The sequence below is a fragment of the Pantoea eucrina genome, from assembly GCF_020079945.1.
GTDB lineage: Bacteria > Pseudomonadota > Gammaproteobacteria > Enterobacterales > Enterobacteriaceae > Pantoea > Pantoea eucrina.
Window position 1 is genome coordinate 125,273 of the sequence record NZ_CP083450.1, and the last position, 21,550, is coordinate 146,822.

General features: G+C 57.6%; 12 protein-coding genes. 10 read left to right on the top strand and 2 right to left on the bottom strand.

Translation table 11 applies throughout. From position 1 onward, the window contains the following. The first annotated feature begins 117 nt into the window (after positions 1 to 117). The 7 genes from LAC65_RS17150 to mqo all read left to right on the top strand — a co-directional run bounded on the left by LAC65_RS17150 (position 118) and on the right by mqo (position 13,401). Entirely contained in the window at positions 118 to 450 is a 333-nt protein-coding gene (locus LAC65_RS17150; protein ID WP_040113499.1) for a gamma-glutamylcyclotransferase family protein, read from the top strand. A 34-nt stretch (positions 451 to 484) separates the two neighbouring features. Then, on the top strand, positions 485 to 1,270 hold the full coding sequence (locus LAC65_RS17155) for an MBL fold metallo-hydrolase (protein WP_040113500.1): 786 nt from the start codon (positions 485 to 487) through the stop codon (positions 1,268 to 1,270). Between the two features lie 107 nt (positions 1,271 to 1,377). After that, positions 1,378 to 2,178: a MetQ/NlpA family ABC transporter substrate-binding protein gene (locus LAC65_RS17160; protein ID WP_040113501.1), complete on the top strand. Its 801-nt coding sequence runs from the start codon at positions 1,378 to 1,380 to the stop codon at positions 2,176 to 2,178. A gap of 550 nt (positions 2,179 to 2,728) precedes the next feature. After that, positions 2,729 to 8,788, top strand: a complete 6,060-nt coding sequence (locus tag LAC65_RS17165) for an autotransporter outer membrane beta-barrel domain-containing protein (protein WP_040113502.1) — start codon at positions 2,729 to 2,731, stop codon at positions 8,786 to 8,788. Positions 8,789 to 9,055: 267 nt separating this feature from the next. Continuing rightward, a complete protein-coding gene (kup, locus tag LAC65_RS17170; RefSeq protein WP_040113504.1) occupies positions 9,056 to 10,924 on the top strand; it encodes a low affinity potassium transporter Kup in 1,869 nt (622 codons plus the stop codon). A gap of 226 nt (positions 10,925 to 11,150) precedes the next feature. Continuing rightward, entirely contained in the window at positions 11,151 to 11,459 is a 309-nt protein-coding gene (locus LAC65_RS17175) for a YdgH/BhsA/McbA family protein (RefSeq protein WP_040113505.1), read from the top strand. Between the two features lie 295 nt (positions 11,460 to 11,754). Beyond that, a complete protein-coding gene (gene mqo / locus LAC65_RS17180; RefSeq protein ID WP_040113506.1) occupies positions 11,755 to 13,401 on the top strand; it encodes a malate dehydrogenase (quinone) in 1,647 nt (548 codons plus the stop codon). Between the two features lie 45 nt (positions 13,402 to 13,446). Here the strand turns inward: mqo and LAC65_RS17185 are convergent, their stop codons facing one another. After that, positions 13,447 to 14,373 (bottom strand): LysR family transcriptional regulator, encoded by a 927-nt coding sequence (locus LAC65_RS17185; protein ID WP_040113507.1) that lies wholly within the window; start codon positions 14,371 to 14,373, stop codon positions 13,447 to 13,449. 118 nt (positions 14,374 to 14,491) lie between these two features. Here LAC65_RS17185 and LAC65_RS17190 point away from each other — a divergent pair, with 118 nt between their 5' ends. The 3 genes from LAC65_RS17190 to LAC65_RS17200 all read left to right on the top strand — a co-directional run bounded on the left by LAC65_RS17190 (position 14,492) and on the right by LAC65_RS17200 (position 19,193). Next, a complete protein-coding gene (locus LAC65_RS17190) occupies positions 14,492 to 15,622 on the top strand; it encodes a M20 family metallopeptidase (protein ID WP_040113508.1) in 1,131 nt (376 codons plus the stop codon). Continuing rightward, positions 15,619 to 17,013, top strand: a complete 1,395-nt coding sequence (locus LAC65_RS17195) for a YfcC family protein (protein ID WP_040113509.1) — start codon at positions 15,619 to 15,621, stop codon at positions 17,011 to 17,013. Before LAC65_RS17190 ends, LAC65_RS17195 begins: the two co-directional genes overlap by 4 nt. Positions 17,014 to 17,267: 254 nt before the next feature. After that, positions 17,268 to 19,193, top strand: a complete 1,926-nt coding sequence (locus tag LAC65_RS17200) for a methyl-accepting chemotaxis protein (RefSeq protein ID WP_040113510.1) — start codon at positions 17,268 to 17,270, stop codon at positions 19,191 to 19,193. Positions 19,194 to 19,290: 97 nt separating this feature from the next. Here LAC65_RS17200 and LAC65_RS17205 read toward each other — a convergent pair whose 3' ends face one another. Further along, positions 19,291 to 21,408, bottom strand: a complete 2,118-nt coding sequence (locus LAC65_RS17205; RefSeq protein WP_040113511.1) for a TonB-dependent siderophore receptor — start codon at positions 21,406 to 21,408, stop codon at positions 19,291 to 19,293. Between the last annotated feature and the right edge of the window lie 142 nt (positions 21,409 to 21,550).

The following is a 21,550-nucleotide window of genomic DNA, read 5'->3' on the forward strand; positions in this document are numbered from 1 at the left end:
TCACATTTGGCGTTTCGTCTAATCGGCGCGAAATTTTTCCCGCCCGTGACGTTTACCGGCCCCGCCCGCTGCGTCACAATAGCCGGTTCGTATAACGCAACCCTTTACAGGAGTGGTATGAAACCTCTGTTTGTCTACGGTACGCTGCAGCCCGGGCACGATAACGCCTGGCTTCTGGAGCAGATAGGCGGCGAGTGGCTGGCCGGCAGCGTCAGCGGCACCTATTATGCGCGGGGCTGGGGCGCTGCCGCGGACTTTCCCGGCGTGGTGCTCTCACCGGAGGGCGCGCGCGTACCGGGCTATCTGTTTTTCTCGCCGCATCTCGACGCGCACTGGCCGATGCTCGACGCGTTTGAAGAGGGATACGATCGCGTGCCGGTCGCCGTAACCACCGACCGGGGTGAGCAGATTAGCGCCTGGGTTTACGAGCTGCAGCCCGCGACAGAGTAACTATCCTTATCGGATCAGCTGATAAGGAGAGATTATGATTACGCTCTGTACTGCCTGCGGCACCTCTTACGCCGAACCGTCTCCCCGGCGCTGTCCCGTCTGTGAAGATGAGCGCCAGTTTATTCCGCCAGGCGGACAGCGCTGGATAGCGCAGGCGGATTTACGCGCCGCACATACCAACCGATGGCAGCAGCACCTGCCCGGACTGCTTTCGCTGCAGAGCGTGCCGGCATTTGGCATTAATCAGCGCGCCTTTCTGCTTTGCACTCCGCACGGCAATATTCTCTGGGACTGCATCGCCCATCTGGATGACGCCACCGAAACGCTGATCCATGCGCTGGGAGGATTGCAGGCGATAGCCATCTCTCATCCCCACTACTACACCACGATGCAGGACTGGGCCGCCGCATTCAGCGCACCGATCTGGCTGCATGCCAGCGACAAAGCGTGGATTATGCGCGACAGCCCGTGGATCCGTTTATGGCAGGAGGAGGAGCATGCCCTGCTGCCAGGCATCACGCTGCTGCGTCTTGGCGGCCATTTTGCCGGTGGCACGGTGCTGCACTGGCAGCGTGATTCGGGGGTAATGCTGAGTGGCGATATTTTGCAGGTAACGCCAGGCGCGGATGCCGTCTCGTTTATGTGGAGCTATCCCAATATGCTGCCGCTCTCTGCCCGGGTGGTGCGCGACATGATGCAGCGGTTGCAGAACCGGCATTTTGCCCAGCTTTACGGCGCATTTGACGGCCGTGAGATCCTGCAGGATGCCGATAGCGCCGTCGCACGTTCCGCGCAGCGCTATCTCAACTGCCTGAAGTAGCGCATAACTTATGCAGTAAAAGCATAAGCCACCTGTTAATTATGGATGTACAGACGTCTGGACGCATATTATAGTCCGGGGCTGACAAGAATAAGGATGCTGCAAACATGAAAAAACATTTACTGACCGCGCTGCTGGCCGCTTCTGTTACGCTGCTTAGCGCCTGCGACAATAATAACGACGAAAAAATCAAAGTTGCGATCAACAGCGGCCCGGATGAACAGCTCTGGCAGACAGTGAAGCAGGTCGCCCATGACAAATATAAGCTGGATGTTGAGGTGATTGCGTTTAACGATTATGTGCAGCCCAACGAGGCGCTCTACAATAAAGACGTGGATGCAAACGCCTTCCAGAGTCTGCCCTATCTTGAGATGCAGTCAAAAGAGCGCGGTTATAAATTTGCGGTAATCACCAATACCTTTGTATTCCCGATTGCCGGCTACTCCCGCAAAATTAAAAGCCTGAACGAACTGCCGGATGGCGCGACGATCACGCTGTCAAACGAAGCCACCACGCTGGGTCGCAGCCTGCTGCTGCTGCAGGCGCAGGGCCTGATTAAAGTGAAACCTGAAGCGGGTCTGCTGCCTACCACGCTGGATATCACTGCTAATCCTAAAAAGCTGAAGTTTGTTGAAGTTGATACGCCGCAGCTGGCACGCACGCTGGACGATCCGCAGGTCTATCTTTCCATCATCAATAACAACTTTGCGGCGCTGGTAAATCTCTCCGCCTCACGCGACGGTATGTTTATGGAAGGTAAAGCATCGCCATACGTCAATGCCATTGTGGCGCGTGAAGATAATAAAGAGAGTGCGAACGTGCAGAAACTGAAAGAGGCCTTCCGCTCGCAGCCGGTACTGGATAAAGCCAACGAGATTTATAAAGGCGATATTATCAAAGGCTGGTAAACGCTGCCTGCTCCACGCCTCTTCTCCGGAGAAAGAGAAGAGCGCGTCATTATTACGTTTTACTGCTCTTCTGAACTATCTGCCGTGGCGTTCCGTCCGGGCCGCCACGCTCTTTTTTAATTAGCAGGCATGATAAATGCAGCATCCGGCTTTGTGCATTGCTTCACAGTTACGGTAAATAATCCTCCGGTTAAATCCTGTAACTGTTTTTTGAATTCTGATCCAGTCAATAGTAAAGCCCGGAAATTAAATAAGTGTCATAACAGTCGGCTAACCTTTAAACCTGATAAAGAACAGGGTTATGCCTTCCTGTTTTTGATCACGCTGTTATTTTATTCTGTTAAAAATCGCCACCTCGCTTTTTTGCCTTCTGCGCCCGCAACGTCTATAAAACCAACAGAATTTGCCTTAAATATCGTCACGCCTGCCCTGCCTGAACATAAAGCCAGGCACTTAGTTCATGCTGAAAAACATTATGCGCTTCGTGCTGTCCGCTCTTTTAGCGCGGTGAATTCATCATGTTGCTGAAAAATCGTTTACCGGAGGATGTATGAGATTCACCCTGAATCCCATTGCGTTAGGAATAGTGGCAGTACAGACCGCGCTCTGCGTCCCATTTGCCAGCCAGGCTGCCGCTCTTGGTCCCTACAATCCCCGCGATAACGATCAACAAAACGGCGCGCTGATTGTCACCAGCGGCAGCCAGACCCTGACCGGCAATCAGGCATTTGAAACAGGCATTGATGGCGCAACAAATACGACGCTCGGGCAGGTCAGCATCGTCTCTGGCGCCGGATTTATCGATGGGGCGAGACTTGATACCGGCCCGCAAAATTTTGCTATTACCGTGCCGGATCTCACCACAGGCGGCAATACGACCTTTCAGGTTTTCGATTCAGCCAGTCTGGTAGCACTGGCACCGGTTAGCAGCACCACCGTGGTGCCGGACCTGCAAAACGTGAATAACAATCAGTATATTAACGCGCGCGTAGCGGATGTAACCGGCAGCGGAAGCTCGCTGGATGTCGCTATCGGGCAGAGCAATGCCAGCAGCAGTGCCAGTACCAATGCCTGGAGCATGGCGGCAAAAAACACCACGCTGTTTCAGGCCAGTAATGGCGGGGTGATTAACTGGAACAGCAATAACCGTATCACCTTCACCGGTTCAGCAGCAGATGTAGCCGGAAGTGGCGCAACTGACAGTCTGAGCGTGCAAAACCTCGCCACTTACCACGGCAGCTTCAGCGTACAAACGCTGGATGGCAGGCGCACCTCTTTTAACGTGACCAATGCCAGTCAGCTGCAGCGCTATAACAACTGGCTGGTGAGTCAGCTGCAAAACGGCAATCTCGCCACGGCCAGTTACCTCAGCGAATTTAATAAAGCCGTCACCCTCACTGATGAACAAATTGTTTACAGCGTCAGCGCCACGCCGCCGGACGAGATCACACAGCCCCTGGGTAACCGTATCGTGATCAATGCTGAGGGTGCCGGTTCACAGATTACTGTTGCCGCAGATAAAACGCTTGAGGCGGTCGGCGCGAACGGCGGTGCCGTGCGGGTTGCATCCGGTGCCAGCGCCACCATCGATGGCAAGCTGGCCAGCCGGGGTACGGCACTCTCGCTGGATGATGCCAGCGCAACTAATAGCAGCAGCGGGGTGATCAACGGCGGCTTTCTCAACCGGATTGACGGCACCGGTGTGGGCGCGGCCAGCAGCAACGCGACGGCGGTTACGGTACAAAACAACGGCAGCTTTACCAATAATGGCGTGCTGAACCTCGGCACCACCGGCAGCAATCTTGCCAATGGCGTCGCTGGTATCCGGCTGGATACCAGCGCGCAGGCGAGTAACAGCGGGAATATTAACGTTGGCGTTAATGGCTCGGCCGCACGCGGCACCACCTCTGGCGTTCTGCTCACGGCCGATAGCAGCCGCTTTACTAATAACAGCGCGGGCACCATTTACATCGGACGCGGTCCGCAAAACAGCCTGAGCGATAGCGTGGCGGAAACCGCGATGAATCAGAGCGGTCTGACCAGCGGTATTGCCCTGCTGGCGAATGGCAGCGCGATCAGTGAAGGCAGCATCGTACTGGGTTCCCGCGTGCAGAATGCGGCCGGCATGTCCGTCAGCAGTGCGAACAACGCCACGCTCATCAACAGCGGCACTATTGATGTTAACGGCAGTGCGGCGCGCGTGCCGCGCGAAAACACCGGCATGCTGGTCAGTAACAGCAGCGGTACACTGGAGAATCGCGGCACTATCAATCTCAACGGTGTTAACGGCACCGGCCTCAAAGTACTGGCTGGCAATGGCAGTACGGCGGCAGCGAGTTCCACCGGTACGATCAACGTGGCAGGCGGTGCCGATCCCGCCAGCGGCACACGCAACTTTGGCGTCTGGGTAGAGGGACAGGGTAGCGGCACAGCACAGGCTAGTGTGGATGGGCGCATCAATCTGACAGGCAACGGTGCAATTGGCGTACACGCACGCGGTAATGCCACCGTGAATGTTACCGAGGATGCGATCCCGGCTTTCAGTACCGGCAGTCAGCAAATCGGCTTCTTTGCCTATGGTCCGAATGCGCTGATTAACGTAGCGGATAACAATGCTTTTGACGTCACCACCCGTAACTCCACGCTGTTTCGTATCGAACAGGGTGCCGAATTTGATGGTTCAGATACCACGCTGACTGCCTCCGGCGCGGGAGGCGTGGCGATCAACGGCACCGGTGCTGACGGCACCACGGTTAACACCCGTAACGCCACGCTGAACGTCAGCGGGATCGGTGCGACGGGCGTAAATATTGAAGGCGGTGCGCTGGGCAATATTGATGCTGCAACCACTATTAATCTCACCGGCAGCAATGCCATCGGGGCGATCGCCGACGGACAAAAACATACGCTGACCGGTGCCAGCAGCCGCGCTCCGGTTGCCGATACGCGACTTATTTCAGCGGCAGAGCTTGATTCGGCGCAGGACGCTATTACCGGCTATCTGGCGCGTAATCGCGCCCGGCTTACCAACAGCGGCAATATCATCTTCAGTGGCGCCAGCACCACCGGGATGCGCGTGGAGAGCGGTGCCAGCGGCAGCAACAGCGGCAATATCAGTATCAGCGGAGGCGGCAGCGGCATCGTGGTTAATAGTGCGGGCAGCACGTTTGCTACCACCGCCAGCAATAGCGGTAACATTGATGTCAATGGCGGCAGCGTACGTAATCGCACGCGCGGCGTGACGGCCAGCGGCGCACTGGCCGTAGCCACGCTTGATGCCGGCACGCTTACCCTGAATGGTGTCGGTGCAATGGGTGCTGAAGCGCTCAGCGGTGCACAGGTTAATATCGCCGCGGGATCAACGCCGATCTTTAACAACAGCAATCAGATCGCTTACCATGCAGCGGGTAGCGGCTCTCGTATCACTTCGGCAACGCGTGCGCTGGACATCACGACTGCGGGCTCCACCGGCTACCGCATTGACGAGGGGGCAGCGCTCGGTTTCACCGCCGCGAGTACGCTCAACGCCAGTGCAGCAAACGCCACCGGCGTCATTGTTTCCGGCAATGGCAGCACGCTAAACAGCACGAACGCCAGCTTTACCGCCAGCGGCGCAGGCAGTACGGCGATTCGCATCGAGGGAGGCGCGACAGCCACGCTGGACCGCAGCAGCACGCTTAACCTGAGCGGCGAGAATGCCGTTGGCGTACTGGTGAATACACTGCGCAGCGACCTCAGTAATGCGCTGGATGGCAGAGCTGCCGCAACGCGGGTTACCAGCAACGCCAGTATCCGCGGTGCCGGCGTTGGTGCCACGGGTTTCGATATCACCAATGGCGCTACCCTGATCAACAATGGTGCGCTTAGTCTGAGCGGAAATAACAGTATCGGTATCCGCTCCCGTGCCGGCAGTACCTTAACCAATAACGGTGTGGTCACAATCACCCGCGGCACCGGGCTGGATGTTGCCGGTCGCGGCAGTACGCTCGCGCAGGGTGGCATCATCACTGTTGAAAACGGCGTAGCCGGTGTGCGTATCAGCGAGGGGGCCAGCCTGGCGCTGACCGGTCGTAATACCGCAATTACCGCGCGCGGTACTGCCCACGGCATTTTACTGGACGAGGGGGCCGCCGCGCTCAGCGCCCGCGATGCCAGCATCAATGTCTCCGGCAGCGGCAACGGCATAGAGAACCGGGCAGAACTCAGTAATGTCACGCTCAGCAACCTGACGCTTAACGTCAGCAACGGCAACGGCATTCGTACCGGCGTGGCGTTTGATCCCGCTTCCACCGTCACGGCAAACGTCAGCGGCAACGGCAACGGTCTGAACATTGCGAATGCCGACGGCAGCACGACGCGTGGCGATCTGACGCTGGGTTCGGGCTACGTGTTCAACGTCACCGGCGCAGGCGGTAGCGGGATTCGGGCCAATACCACCGGTGATATTTTCACCGCTGCCAGCGTGAACATTAATAATGCCGCAGGCGGATCGGCGCTGATCTCCAGTACGGCTGGCACCATTGTGAACACCGGAACGCTCCGCTCCGCCAGCCTGAGTGCACCGGTTGTGGATTTACGCGGTGGTAAGACGGTGTTCGAAAACTTCGGCACGATTATTACCGCCACGCCGCAAACTCAGGCGGTGGCTGGCAGCAATGCCGATGACGTTATTTTGCTGACCGAAGGCGAAGTGCGCGGCGATATCAATCCCGGCGGCGGATCTGACACCTTTCGCTGGAGCGGCGGCTCGCTCAACGGCAGCCTGACAATGGGCGATGGTAACAACAATCAGGCCAGCGTCAGCGGCGTCAGCCTCAGCACCACTTACCATCTCACCAGCGGCAGCGGAGCCGGCAACAGTCTCACATTCAGCCAGATCGACGGGCGTGGCGGCAGCTTTAGCGCCGACGATCGCAGCAAGGGCGTCAATCTCGGCACCGGCTGGAGCACCATTAACTTTGCGGATGCGCGCTGGACTCTGACCGATAATCTGCAGCTGGCACGCAGCACCATCAACATTGACAGGGCATCCACCTTGTACGCGGGTAATAATGTACATCCGCTGCTGGCTGGCGGTACGGCCAGCTCGCTGGTGGTTAATAACAGCGGTACGCTGGACCTCACCAACGGTGCCGGTTCACCGGGCAATACGCTGGACATCAACGGCTCGCTGGTGTCGGCGGGCGGTCAGGCCAACCTGATCACCCGACTGAACGAAGGGGGAGCGCCTGGCAATCAATTTACCGATCGCATTAACGTGACCGGCAACGCCAGCGGTACCACGCTGCTGAATGTGCAGCCGGACGCAGCCAGCAGCGGTGCGCTGACCGATTTCAATCGCAACGGTGGCGTGGAAGGCAATGAAGGTATTTCGCTGGCGCAGGTAGCTGGTAACGCGGCTGCCGGCAGCTTTGCGCTGGCGGACGGCTATCTTGGGGCCGGACCGTGGCAGTATCGTTTATACACTTTCGCACCGGGCAGCAGCGATCCGGCGCAGCGCCTGGTCAGCGGCAGCGGGAACCGCTACTGGGATTATCGCCTGGCAAACTATCTCATTTGCGAGAACAGCAGCAGCTGCCAGCCTGCGCTGATTACCGATGCCTTTGGTAGCGAACAAACTTATGACGCGCGTCCGGCCGTGGTACCACAGGTGCCCTCTTATGTTTCAGCGCCCGTGGGGCTGGCTTATTATACCGCTGCCATTGTTGATGACCTGCATAAACGTCTGGGTGAGCTGCGCCACGGAGAGCGGCGCGCTGACGACAACGGCGGCGAGATGTTTCTCCGCTACATTGGTTCTGACCTGAAATACCAGAGCGATCGCAGCTTCCGCAATTACGGATACGATTTTGATCTCGATTACAGCGCAGTCCAGCTCGGTGGCAATCTGCTGCGGCTTGATGGCGATAGCGACTCCCTGCGCGGCGGTATAGCGTATACGCGCGGCAATACGCGCCTGCGCCCGAAGGCAGCGGATGGCTACAGCAGCACCACCTTTAACAGCGACAGCCTGGCGCTCTACAGCACCTGGCAACGTGATAACGGCTTTTATCTGGATGGGGTGTTGTCATTTGACCGGCATCGTGGTGACACCAACATCGCGCGGCAAAAACAGGTGGCTAAGCTGAAAGGAGACGGCTGGACCGCTTCACTGGAGAGCGGCTATCCGTTTGCTCTGGGTGACGGCTATCAGCTGGAACCGCAGGCGCAGCTGCTCTATATGCAGCTAAACATGAATGATTTTACCGACAAGGATGGCAGCAAAGTGCGCTACGGCGATTATGACCAGACGATTGGCCGGCTGGGCGCACGCCTCGATCGCACCTGGAGTGATGAGCATCAGCGCCAGTATACGCCCTGGCTGCGGGCAAATTATTACAAAGGCTGGGGCGGCGCGGCGCGGACATCGGTCGCTGCTGCAGATAATCCGGCGCTGGGCGCGACGTTTACCAGCGGGCGTTTTGGTCAGATGTGGGAAGCGGGCGCAGGCGGCACGGTGACGCTGCGCAATAACGTTTCGCTCTATGCCGAAGCGGATTACCGTAAAGCGCTCGACGGGAACGGTGCCAAAGGATGGCGCTACAATGCTGGCGTACGCTGGCAGTTCTGAACCGGCCGGAGACACAGGACGCTCCTGACAGGTCGTCCCGTGCCTCCCTGTACCTGCTCTCCAGGCTGACTGAGTCAGCACGCTGTTTATCTGGCTGTTAAACGCGCAGCGATATAAAAAACGCGTAAAAATTTGCGCTCCCGGCGTAAAAATGGTGTGTGAATATTCGCCACCCTCTCCCTGCCTGCGCCGAAAACCGCTATCTTCGCCGCTATAACTCCGGCGCTGAAGAGACCGCGCCTCTCTGTTAACCTGAGCAGGAAATTCATGAAACACCCGCACAAAGCCTCGCTGCCTGCCGGCATGCTGGCTGCTGCCGGTATCGTCTTTGGTGATATCGGGACCAGCCCGCTTTATACCCTGAAAGAGTGCCTGTCGATTCTGCCCGACGGCAGCGTCACACCGGCTGCCGTCATGGGCTTTTTATCGCTCATCTTCTGGGCGCTGACGCTGATTGTTACCCTGAAGTATGTCTGTTTCGTCATGCGCGCGGATGATGACGGAGAGGGAGGCATCCTGACGCTGATGGCGCTGGCGCGACGCGGCGTCAGCAGCAAAGTGGGGCACGCTGTGATGCTGGCCGGTCTCATCGGCGGCGCGTTCTTTTATGGTGACGGGGTGATCACCCCGGCGATTTCGGTGCTCTCCGCCATTGAAGGCATTGAAGTGGTTTCACCGGCGCTGGAGCGGATTGTGGTCCCGCTGGCGCTGGTTATTCTGACGCTGCTGTTTGTCATTCAGCGCCAGGGCACTGAAAAGGTCAGCCGCATATTCGGGCCGGTAATGTTTGTCTGGTTTGCCGCCATTGCGCTGCTCGGCGTACGCGGCATTTTGCTTAACCCGCAGGTGCTTCAGGCGCTGAGTCCGCACTATGCGCTCGACTTTTTGCTGAGCCACTCTGCGCTGTCGCTGGCGGCGCTCGGCATGGTGGTGCTGGCCGTCACCGGTGCCGAGGCGCTCTATGCTGACATGGGGCATCTGGGTAAAACCCCTATCCGCCTCGCCTGGCTGGTTGTCGCTATGCCGGCGCTGGTGCTTAACTATTTTGGTCAGGGCGCACTGGTGATGGCGAACAGCGCCGCGATCAGTAATCCCTTTTACCTGCTGGCGCCGGCGTGGGGGCAGATCCCGCTGATCGTGCTCTCTACGCTGGCAACGGTTATCGCCGCGCAGGCAGTTATCTCGGGTGTCTATACGCTGACGCATCAGGCGATACGGCAGGATTTTCTGCCGCCGATGCGCGTTATCTTCACGTCGCATACCGAGTCAGGTCAGATCTATATTCCGGTAGTGAACTGGCTGCTGTTTACCGCAGTGATGCTGGTAGTAATAACCTTCCGTGAGTCGTCGGCGCTCTCCTCTGCTTACGGCATTGTCGTAACCGGAACGATGGTGATCACCGCCGGGCTGGCAGGCGTGGTGGCGCAACGCAACTGGCGCTGGCCGCTGCCGCTGGCGGGGCTGTTCCTGCTGATGATGCTGTGCATCGACGTGCCGCTGTTTATCGCAAACCTGATGAAGCTGCTGTCAGGCGGCTGGATCCCGGTGCTGCTGGCGCTGACCATGATGGCGCTGATGCTTATCTGGAGCAGCGAGCGCAACCGGCTGATCCGGCGTCTCGACAGCAGTCAGGCCAGCCTGCTGGCGCTGGTCAGCTCGCTGGAAAAAAGCCCGCCCAGCCGCGTGGAGGGCACCGCCGTGTTTCTGGCGCGTAAAGAGTTTGAGATCCCGCAGGCGCTGCTGCACAACCTTAAACATAACCGCGTGCTGCACCGTCGCGTCGTGCTGCTGCATATCCGCACCGTCGACACGCCGCGCGTGCATAACCAGCAGCGTATAACGCTGACGCCGCTTTCCGCCTCCTTCTGGCAGGTCACTGCCGCCTATGGCTGGCGTGAAACGCCGTCGATGGCTGAGATCCTGCACCTGTGCGGGCTGGAGGGCTTTGGCTGCTCGGTCAATGAAGCATCTTTCTTTACTTCCCACGACACGCTGGTGATGAAACAGCGTCGTGGTCTGGCGCGCCTGCGCGGCGGCATTTTTCACTTTTGCCAGCGCAATGCGCTGCGCGCTCATGAACAGTTTCATATCCCGCCCAACCGCGTCATTGAACTGGGTGGTCAGCGCGAGTTTTGATCGGGTAAGTGCACCAAAACACAGCATAAACCTGTAAGCAGATGCAACCAGGTTGCTGTAAGAGTGACAAAGTTGTGGCAGAATTTTTCTTAACAACTTATTAGCAATTAAAGCTAAACCAGACGGCGCGGCAGAGTGTTTAGTCACTCTGTCGCCCGCGCTTTTTAAGCCGGGCAGAAAAATGCATAACGAACCCATACCGTGCAATTCTCTCAGGAGCAGGCCTATGAAAGCGTTAATCAATGATGTTATCTCTATTTTTACCCCGCAGGATATTCAGCCGGTGCTGGTGCGTGCCGATCTGACGCCACAGCAGATCGCTTCGCTGCGCCCCACCAGCGTAACCAGCGTGAGCTGGGCAACCTCAATGGAAGATCTGACCGATGCGGTGGTTAAAAAGACGCTGGCCGCCGGGGCGGCGGGATATCATATCAGTGATGTGGAGTCGCATGAGCCGGCGCATGACGGGCACCCGGTGCTGGCGGCGAAAGCGACGCTCTATCACACCGGTGATGAGATTGCGCTAAACGGCTAACGCTCTGCGCCTGCTGAATAACCGGCGGGCGCAATTAACCGCACTTTTATTTGCTTTAAGTTCAGGCTGTGGTTATAAAGAATAACCGCGCAACAGAAGCGGTTATCCTGCTGATATTGACATCGCCTCTCCCGCCTTATTTGCTGCTTATTTAACCTGAATATAATTATGTAACTTAATTAATCCGCGTAAATAGTTAAATAACTAAAAACAGGTTAATCTTTCCGTAACAATATTTTAATTTGCCATCCGAATTTTTAACGTTCATCTGCATTGAATAAAGAACAGGACTGGCATGAATCAGACCAAAAAAATTGTGTCCGCGCTTTCGCTGACCGCACTGCTTGTTTCTTCAGCGGTTCACGCTGAGAACGCACCAGAAAAAACCGACGTGCTGCTGATTGGCGGCGGGATCATGAGTGCCTCTCTGGGCACCTGGCTGCAGGAGCTGCAACCGGGCTGGAAACAGCTGATGGTTGAGCGTCTCGACGGCGTGGCGATGGAGTCGTCCAATGGCTGGAACAATGCCGGTACCGGTCACTCTGCTAACATGGAGCTGAACTACACGCCAGAGCGTGCAGACGGTTCAATCGACGTTAGCAAAGCGCTGGAGATCAACGAATCATTCATGATCACCCGCCAGTTCCTGACCAGCCAGGTTGAGCGCGGTGTGCTGCACGATCCGCGTTCGTTCATCAACTCTACGCCGCACATGAGCTTTGTCTGGGGTGATAAGAACGTTGAGTATCTGACTAAACGTTACGCCGCGCTGCAGAAAACCACCCTGTTCCAGGGCATGAAGTTCTCAACCGACCACAAGCAGATTGAGCAGTGGGCACCGCTGGTGATGGAAGGCCGCGATCCGGCACAGAAAGTTGCTGCGACCTGGACACCGGTCGGTACTGACGTCAACTACGGTGAAATTACCCGTCAGCTGATCGGCAGCCTGAAAAAAGATCAGAACTTCACGCTGGAAACGTCGTCTGAAGTCACCGATTTCAAACGTAACGGTGATAACTCCTGGCACGTTACCATTAAAGATGTGAAGAGCGGTAAAGATCGCAGCGTTGATGCGAAGTATGTCTTTATCGGTGCCGGCGGCGCGGCCATCAAGCTGCTGCAGAAAACCGGCATTCCGGAAGCGGATAATTACGGCGGTTTCCCGGTAGGCGGCTCATTCCTGATGACCGAAAACCCGGAGATCACCAGCCGTCACCTGCAGAAAGTGTATGGTCAGGCTTCCGTAGGTGCACCGCCAATGTCGGTTCCGCATATCGATGCGCGTAACCTCGACGGTAAAAAAGTGGTGCTGTTCGGGCCGTTCGCCACCTTCTCAACCAAATACCTGAAAAATGGTTCGCTGTTCGATCTGCTGAGCGCGACCACCACCAGCAACGTTATGCCGATGACCCACGTGGGTATCGATAACTTTGACCTGGTGAAATATCTGATTGGTCAGGTAATGCTGAACGATGACGACCGCTTTGCCGCGCTGAAAGAGTACTATCCGAACGCGCGTAAAGAGGACTGGAAACTGATCCAGGCGGGTCAGCGCGTACAGATCATCAAGAAAGATGCGGACAAAGGCGGCGTGCTGAAACTCGGTACAGAAATTGTCACCGATCAGCAGAAAACCGTTGCGGCCCTGCTGGGCGCGTCACCGGGTGCTTCAACCGCTGCGCCTATCACTCTGAACGTAATGAAATCGCTGTTCCCGCAGCAGTTTGCTTCACCGGAGTGGCAGGAAAAAATCCGTACTATCGTGCCGAGCTTTGGCCAGAAACTGAATGGCAATACCGCGCTGACGCAGCAGGTGTGGGATAACACCGCGTCTGTACTCCAGCTGACCAAACCACCTGTCATCAATATGAGCGAACAGCAGGCCGCGCCGATGCAGGCTAAGCCGCGCGAAGAATCTGCTAAACAGGATATGGCGCTCTAATCGCGACCAGCCCTGAATCCCGAGCCGGACACTGTCCGGCTTTTTTTATGCCGGTAATCCGTTAGCGGAGCGCGCAAAATAGCTGTTGAGCAGTCGCCAGAGATAGTGCGCAGCGGGCGTCATGCGGTGATCGGCGCTGTGCAGCAGTTGACACTGACTCTCGCGCGCAATGCGGTGATCGAGCGGTATCGCGACCAGCCGATCGCAATCGTGAATGCTTCTCAGCGTCTGCGGCGTCATAAACGCCACGCCCTGCCCGGCCAGCGCCAGAGAAACGGCGCTGGTAAACAGGTTACAGCTACAGGCGGGCGTAAAGATGAGTCCTTCACTCCTGAACATGGCATTCAGATAGCGCTGGAGACCAAACTGCTCATCCATGCCGATGAGCCGGTGCTCAGCCAGCTGTGACAGCGTAACTTTATCCAGCGCGGCCAGCGGATGTGAGGGGGGCACGACCGCACAGATCGGACCGCGCCTGAAGCTGTTACAGCGAAGTCCGGGCGGGCCGGAGGGGCCAAAACTCACCGCCATATCCACCTCACCTTTTGCCAGCAGCGTCAGCGTGGTCTGCATATCTCCCGACTGAATATTCACAAAAACCGCCGGGTAAGCCTGAGAGAACTCGGCAATAACGTGACGGATCACTTCGTCTGCCATCCCCTGGCCCACGCGCAGCGTAACGCTGCCGCCGCGCATATGGCGCATATCCTGCAGCTGCCGCTCCAGCTGACGGCGGCGCTGACTGGTCAGCGCATAATCCTCTGCCAGCAGTTTACCCGCATCGGTCAGGACCACATTTCTGCCGCGTCGTTCCAGCAGCGGCAGCTGCAGCGCGCGCTCCAGCTGCGCCAGCTGGCGGCTGATGGCGGAAGCATTGACGCCCAGCGCATCTGCAGCGCGGCGGATCCCGCCGTGCATTCCGACCTCATACAGGTAGCTTATCGATTTTTCGGGATAGCTGGATAATGTCATACTTTCCGCTTATCTGTTGATCTGAGAGCAACAATAATAGCCAGCGCAGCTTATTTTTCTACCGTGTTTTTTCTGCGCATACTGCCTGTGCAAACCCGACAGACAGGAAAACTATAAAATGAAAGCGATTACTCTTTATCTGGAACAGCATGCCGCAGATATTCTGGCGGACATAAAAACGCTGGTGGCGGCTGAATCTCCCTCTGATGACAAATCTGCCGTTGACGCCTGCGGTGAAGTGCTGCAGCAGCTATTTCAGCAGCGTCTTAACGTGCGTGCGGAAATAACACCGCAGCAGCACTATGGTAATAACCTGAAATTTTCGCTGGGCGGACAAACGCCGCAGAGCACCATTATTGGCCATTTCGATACCGTCTGGAATAAAGGCGAGCTTACGCTGCGTGAAGAAGAGGGACGCCTGTACGGCCCCGGCATTCTCGATATGAAAGCGGGCCTGGTGCAGGCGATCTGGGCAGTACGCGCACTGCAGCAGCTTGATCTGCCAGGCTGGCAAAATGTGGTGTTTCTCTGCAACAGTGATGAGGAGCTGGGCAGCCCCGGTTCGCAGCAGTGGATTGAAACCCACGCCCGGGGCTCCGCCCAGGTATTTGTTGTCGAGCCAGCGGTAGCGGGCAGCGGCGCGCTGAAGGTCGCCCGCAAAGGCACCGGCCGCTATGACCTTACGCTGACCGGCCTGGCGGCGCACGCCGGCAACAATCCGGAAGAAGGTGCCAGCGCGGTGCTGGAGATGGCGCAGCAGATTCTGGCGCTGCACGCGCTCAACGCGCCCGAACGTGGCACTACGGTCAACGTCGGCGTTGCCAGCGGCGGCAGCCGGGCGAACGTGGTGGCGGATCGCGCGCGTCTGGAAGTGGATACGCGCGTCACCTCTGAAGAGGAGGCGGCCCGCCTGCACGCGGCAATTATGCAGCTCCAGCCGCATGACCCGCGCGTGACCCTGCATATCAGCGGTGAACAGGGGCGCCCGCCCATGCGCCAGAGCGCGGCATCACGCGCACTGTTTGCCCGCGCGGCGCACATCGGTCGTCAGCTGGGCCTGACGCTGGAAGGCGCCTCCGTGGGCGGCGGCAGCGACGGCAACTTTACCGCCGCACTCGGGCTGCCCACGCTGGATGGGCTGGGCGCCACCGGTGCCGGTATTCACGCGCGGCATGAGCATATTATTGTTGCGGAGGTGGTGCAGCGTACGGCGCTGCTGGCTGGCCTGCTGAGCGGAGAGACGCCATGACACAGATATCGCTGGAAAAACCGGACAGGGCTGTGCGCCAGCGGGAGGGCCTCAGCCCCTACCTGCTGCTGTTTATTATTCTGGCGCTGGCCGCCGTGGCGACCTGGATTATACCGGCGGGCGTCTACGATTATGAGACGCGCGACGGCATTAAGTTTGCCGTCAAAGAGAGTCTGCATGCGGTGCCGCAGAGCGGTGTGCTGCCGCTGGAGATCTTTATGGCGATCGCTGCGGGCATGGTTAAACAGGCCCCCATTATCTTTCTGATCCTGTTTACCGGAGGCGTACTGGCGGTAATCGAGAAAACCGGGGCGATAGCGACGGCTCTGCAGGCGCTGTCGCGCAGCAGCACGCTGAGTGATACGCGCATCATCATTATTTTCGCCGTGATTTTCTCGCTGCTCGGCACCACCGGCGTGGTCGTCAATGCGGTGGTCGCCTTTGTGCCGATCGGACTGCTGGTGGGGCGCTCACTCGGACTCTCCCCTATGCTTGGGGCCTCGCTGGTCTATCTGACCTGCGCCGCCGGATATAACGTCGCGATCCTGAATCCGGCCACCACCGGGCTGACGCAGCATCTGGCGCAGCTGCCGCTGTTCTCCGGCATGCTGCTGCGCGCCCTGACCTGCCTGCTGTTTGTGGTCAGCGCCGCGCTTTATCTGATCCACGCCGTGCGCCGTGCGCGTAAAAACGGTGAGTGCCGGCCCGCTATGTCTGCCGCTGCGGAGAGTATTGCTCCGGTAACCGGACGACATAAGCTGATTCTGGCGACCACGGCGCTGGCGCTGCTGCTCTTTATTGCCGGTACGGTGCGCTATCACTGGGGCACCCGTGAGATGTCAGCGATGTTTATTCTGCTGACTATTATCGTCGGACTGATGGGCCGTCTCTCAGGATCGGACATTGCCAACACCTTCCTGGCAGGCTGCGCCACGCTGGTCAAAGGGGCGTTTATCGTGGGGATGGCCGCTGCCATTTCACTGGTGCTGCAGCAGGGCAATGTCCTCGACCCGATCGTCGGATTTCTTTCCGATCTGCTGGAGCCGGTGCCCGCCTGGCTGGCAACGATCGGCATGTTTATCAGCGCCGCGCTGATCCACTTTGGTATCTCATCCGGCTCGGGAGAATCGGCGCTTCTGATCCCTATTTTCTCACCGCTGGGCGATAACCTTGGCCTGACGCGCCAGGTGATGGTGCAGTCGGTACTGCTGGGTGAAGGGATCGTCAACTGTATGAGCCCGACGTCCGGCGTGCTGATGGCGGTGCTCGCCACGGCAGGCGTTTCATTCGGTCAGTGGCTGCGCTTTGTTGCCCCGGTCATCGCAATCTGGTTTGTGATCTGTGTGGTGATGCTGCTGACAGGGGTCGCTATCAACTGGGGGCCGTTCTGACCCGACGCTTTTCAGGCAGCGCCGCCTGATACCAGGCGCTGCCGTATCCGGTGGCGGGGATCCGCTTATTTAGCGCGATCCTGTTTTCCCCGACGCCATATTGTTCTGGATCATCATTTATTTATTTATAAAAAGACGAACGTTAAAAATAGATATCAAGCTTCTGTGAGCCGTGACGATAGTAAATTGACGGCAGAGCACGCGTTCCGCCTCCCTCTGACCTGCATTTCATTATCTCACTAAAGGTGAATTTTATGGGCCTTGCTCACTCCCTCTCAAATATTAAAATCGGAAAGAAACTGGGAGCCGGTTTTATTATTGTGATAGCCGCCTCACTGGCAATCACTGTTATCGCATTTGATTGTTTTCGCAGCATTAAAGATAACTCAGCCCGGCGCACCGTGACGGTTGAGATGGTGAATACGCTCAGTAAAGCACGGCTGAATCGCACTCTGTATCAGTACACGAAAGATGAGCAGTTTGCCGTGCGGAACGTTGAGGCGCTGAAAGAATTTACCGCGCTTTATCAGCGTCTGGAAAGCTTTAGCTGGAACGCAGAGGGGCTGCAGAAAGTGAACCAGCTGGGTGAACTGATGCACAGCTATCAGGATCAGCGCGAAAAATTTATTGCCGCCGCTAAAGAAACCACCACGGCCTTCAGTGCAATTACGCCTGCCGCGCTGATTAAGCTGGCACATCAGCTGGAGTCGCTGAATCGCGGCCTGACGCCAGAGACCGCGCCGCCGGTTATGCAGCTTACGGCGACCCTCTACGATACCGCTAATATTGAAGAGAACTTCCTGAAAAATCCCGGCGAAACCAGCAGAGACGCCATCGCGGATAAATTTATCACCATCACCACCCTCACCGAACTGCTCGACAGTTTTAATCAGGGGGATATCACTACCGCAACGCAGGCCGTGCTGGCCACGGTCAATCAGCAGCGCCCCGCCCTGGCGCCCTACCTGAACGCTTTTAACAGCGAGAAAAGTGAATCCATCATCCTGACGGGCGCGGCGGAGCGGCTGAATGCGGGCGTGGCAGATATGTTCAGCTATCAGTCGCAGCTTTCTGCCTCGTTTATCAAAGGCGCTGAGTGGCGCATCGCTATCGCCGCCGCGATCTGCGTGGTGCTGAGCCTGCTGATTGCCTGGCGCATTACGCGCAGCATTACGCACCCGCTGCGTGAAACGCTCAGCGCGGCGCAGCGCATTGCCGCAGGCGATCTGACCACGTCGCTGAAAACCACCCGTGGCGATGAGCTGGGAGAGCTGATGCAGGCGGTTGACAGCATGAACCATAGCCTGCAGACGATTATCGCTAACGTGCGCAGCGGCGTCAGCAGCGTGGCGCGCGCCTCCGCAGAGATTGCCGCCGGCAATACCGATCTCTCTTCCCGCACCGAGCAGCAGAGTGCTGCCGTGGTGCAGACCGCCGCGAGTATGGAACAGCTGACCTCTACGGTGAAGCAGAACGCTGAGAATGCGCATCACGCCAGCCAGCTGGCGGCCGACGCCTCCGGCAATGCTGGCCGCGGCGGCGAGATTGTTCGCGACGTGATCGCTACCATGAGCGGTATCAGTCAGAGCTCCGGTAAAATTGGTGAAATCATCAATGTCATCAACAGTATCTCGTTCCAGACCAATATCCTGGCGCTGAACGCAGCGGTTGAAGCGGCGCGGGCCGGAGAACAGGGACGCGGTTTTGCCGTGGTAGCGGGCGAAGTCAGAAACCTGGCGCAGCGCAGCTCTGTGGCGGCAAAAGAGATTGAGACGCTGATCCGCGAATCACTGGATCGCGTCAGCGACGGCTCAGCGCTGGTGGATCGTGCCGGTACGACAATGAATGATATTGTGCAGTCGGTGACGCAGGTGCGCGACATTATGGGTGAGATTGCCGCCGCCTCTGATGAACAGAACCGGGGCATCTCGCAGATTGCGCAGGCGATGTCGGAGATGGATACCACCACCCAGCAGAATGCGGCTCTCGTTGAGGAGTCTTCTGCCGCAGCAAGCTCGCTGGAGTCGCAGGCGATTGAACTGGAGAAAACCGTGGCCATCTTCCGTCTTTCCGCGGAACAGGAAAATGCCGCCCGGGTTGCTCCGAAGCCCGTGCTGACGCCGTCGCCGGCTAAACCCCGGCCTGTGTCCACAGCGGACGCCAGCTGGGAAAGCTTTTAACCTGCGCCGACCAGAAAAAAGCCCGTAAGCGGATAAACCAGCTTACGGGCTGTATGTTTGCCGGCGTCAGGCTGTACGCCGGCCACCTATTATCCGATCAGAAATCGTAACCCACGGTCGCAACAATTGAGCGCTCAGCGCCCCAGTAGCAGTAGCCCGTGCCGTAGCAGGCGGCGACATATTCCCGGTCGGTGAGGTTATTGGCATTAACCTGTACATAAGCCCCTTTCAGCTGGCTGTTCCAGGCACCGAGATCGGCGCGGACCGACGCGTCAAACAGAGTGGCGGAAGGCAGGCGCCGGGTATTTTCATTATCAGCCCACTGTTTGCCGATGTAACGCACGCCGGCACCCACGCTCAGACCATAGTCAAACTGATATTTACTCCAGAGCGAAGCCATAGAGTTGGGGGTGACATATGGCGTGTGGCCATCGTTGCCATCCACCGAATCTTTATACCGTACGTGACTGAGGGTGTAGTTAGCGATGGTGCTGAGACGCGGCGTCAGCTGGGTATGCGCCTCCAGCTCCAGCCCCTGTGAATGCACTTTACCGGCAGGCACAAAATAAGAACCCTGCACAATACGGTTGCCGACATCTTTCTGCGTAAGATCGTACACCGCTGCGGTGTAGAGATCGGAGGTCCCCGGCGGCTGATATTTCACGCCCGCTTCATACTGCTCTGCGGTAGTGGGTTTCAGCAGGTTGCCGTTCTGGCCCGAGAGCGACTGCGGCGTAATAGCCTGGCTATAACTCACATAAGGTGAGACACCGTTGTCAAACGCATAAAGCAGCGCGGCACGACCGCCCACGTGGTCATCCTGACGCCGGTTTTTGGTCGCCTGATCGTAGTTCTCAGTCTGCGACACAATGCGGTCATAGCGGCCCGACAGGTCAAGATGCCACTTATCCCAGACCATCTCATCCTGCAGGTAGACGCCGGTCTGATAGTAGTAGCGCTGCGAGCGTTCGAAGGTATACACGTCGTTGGCACCCACGGAGGCCCCGGTCCGCGCATTCAGCTGACTGGCGTTGCCGCTTGCGTCATGCAGGTCGTTTTTATACTGATGGTATTCCGCGCCCAGCACCACTTTATGGTCTACTGCGCCGGTGGCGAAATCTGCTTCCAGCTGATTATCGATCGCGTACGCTTTCAGCGATGAGCGCGAGCCGGAGTAGTAGCGGTTCAGCAGATCTGAACTGTTCCCTGTCCAGCCGATTTGATACACCTGGTCGAGATCGACGTTTGAGTGAGAGTAGCTGGCATTAGAGCGGAACGCCCAGGTGTCATTAAAGCGGTGCGCAAATTCGGCGCTGTAGATCTGCTCGCGGCGTTTGAACTGGTCGAGTGAGCTCTGGCCGTCGTAGAAGCCATTGCTCAGCTTATAGCCGTTATGTTCGGTGATGCTGCCCTCACCCGGTACCGCGCTGTGGTAGCCGCCTGAGGGATCTTTCTGCAGATAGGCGCGCAGCAGCAACGAGGTATCTTCTGACGGCTGCCAGAGCAGCGAGGGTGAAATCGCATATTTCTCTTCCCGCGTGTGTTCGTACTGGGTGTCGCTGTTGCGGGTAATACCGGTCAGGCGGAACGCCAGCTGATCGTTCAGCGCATCGGTGTAGTCAAAGGCGGCTGAAGTGGTGTTGTTGTTACCCGCCGAGAGACGGAAATGCCCTTCCTGCCGGAACTGCGGACGTTTTGACGTCTCCATCACCAGCCCGCCCGGCACCGTCTGACCATAAAGCGCAGATGAAGGACCTTTAATCACATCGATACGCTCCAGGAACCAGGGATCAACCTGCAGCACGTTATAGCTGCCGGGATCGCTCATGAGTCGCAGGCCATCCAGGAAGACATTGTCGACATCGCCACCGTGGAAACCGCGCAGTGATACCGTATCGTAACGCGACGCCGCACCGGCGAAGTTTGTAAAGGCGCCTGCGGTATAATTCAGCGCCTGATTTACGCTCATCGCGCCCTGATCTTCCATCTGCTGACGCGTCACCACTGAAACGGCCTGACCGGTAGTGATCAGCGGGCGATCGGTTTTAGTCGCGCCCTGGCTGGTTTTCGCCGTATAGCCGGTGGTGGGAGTCGTAGCCGTTTCAGCCGGCTGCGCGGTGACAACCAGAGTCTCAGCTGCATACAGCAGCGGTGATGCAGATAATGCGACGGAGCAGAACAGAACAGAACGCTTCAGAGTAAAAGGCACTCGCATGGTTAATTCCCTTAAAAACACGCAGTTCTCTCCGGTGCAGCCGGAGAGCCGATGGATGCCAGAGGCAATGGTAATGCTAATATTAATGAGAATTATTATCTTTTTGATAGTGGCATTTCAAGATGTGTCTGCAGTTAAATTT

Coding starts and splice junctions, on each gene's coding strand:
- LAC65_RS17150 (WP_040113499.1), top strand. CDS start 118: ATGAAACCTCTGTTTGTCTACGGTACGCTGCAGCCCGGGCACGATAAC.
- LAC65_RS17155 (WP_040113500.1), top strand. CDS start 485: ATGATTACGCTCTGTACTGCCTGCGGCACCTCTTACGCCGAACCGTCT.
- LAC65_RS17160 (WP_040113501.1), top strand. CDS start 1,378: ATGAAAAAACATTTACTGACCGCGCTGCTGGCCGCTTCTGTTACGCTG.
- LAC65_RS17165 (WP_040113502.1), top strand. CDS start 2,729: ATGAGATTCACCCTGAATCCCATTGCGTTAGGAATAGTGGCAGTACAG.
- kup (WP_040113504.1), top strand. CDS start 9,056: ATGAAACACCCGCACAAAGCCTCGCTGCCTGCCGGCATGCTGGCTGCT.
- LAC65_RS17175 (WP_040113505.1), top strand. CDS start 11,151: ATGAAAGCGTTAATCAATGATGTTATCTCTATTTTTACCCCGCAGGAT.
- mqo (WP_040113506.1), top strand. CDS start 11,755: ATGAATCAGACCAAAAAAATTGTGTCCGCGCTTTCGCTGACCGCACTG.
- LAC65_RS17185 (WP_040113507.1), bottom strand. CDS start 14,373: ATGACATTATCCAGCTATCCCGAAAAATCGATAAGCTACCTGTATGAG.
- LAC65_RS17190 (WP_040113508.1), top strand. CDS start 14,492: ATGAAAGCGATTACTCTTTATCTGGAACAGCATGCCGCAGATATTCTG.
- LAC65_RS17195 (WP_040113509.1), top strand. CDS start 15,619: ATGACACAGATATCGCTGGAAAAACCGGACAGGGCTGTGCGCCAGCGG.
- LAC65_RS17200 (WP_040113510.1), top strand. CDS start 17,268: ATGGGCCTTGCTCACTCCCTCTCAAATATTAAAATCGGAAAGAAACTG.
- LAC65_RS17205 (WP_040113511.1), bottom strand. CDS start 21,408: ATGCGAGTGCCTTTTACTCTGAAGCGTTCTGTTCTGTTCTGCTCCGTC.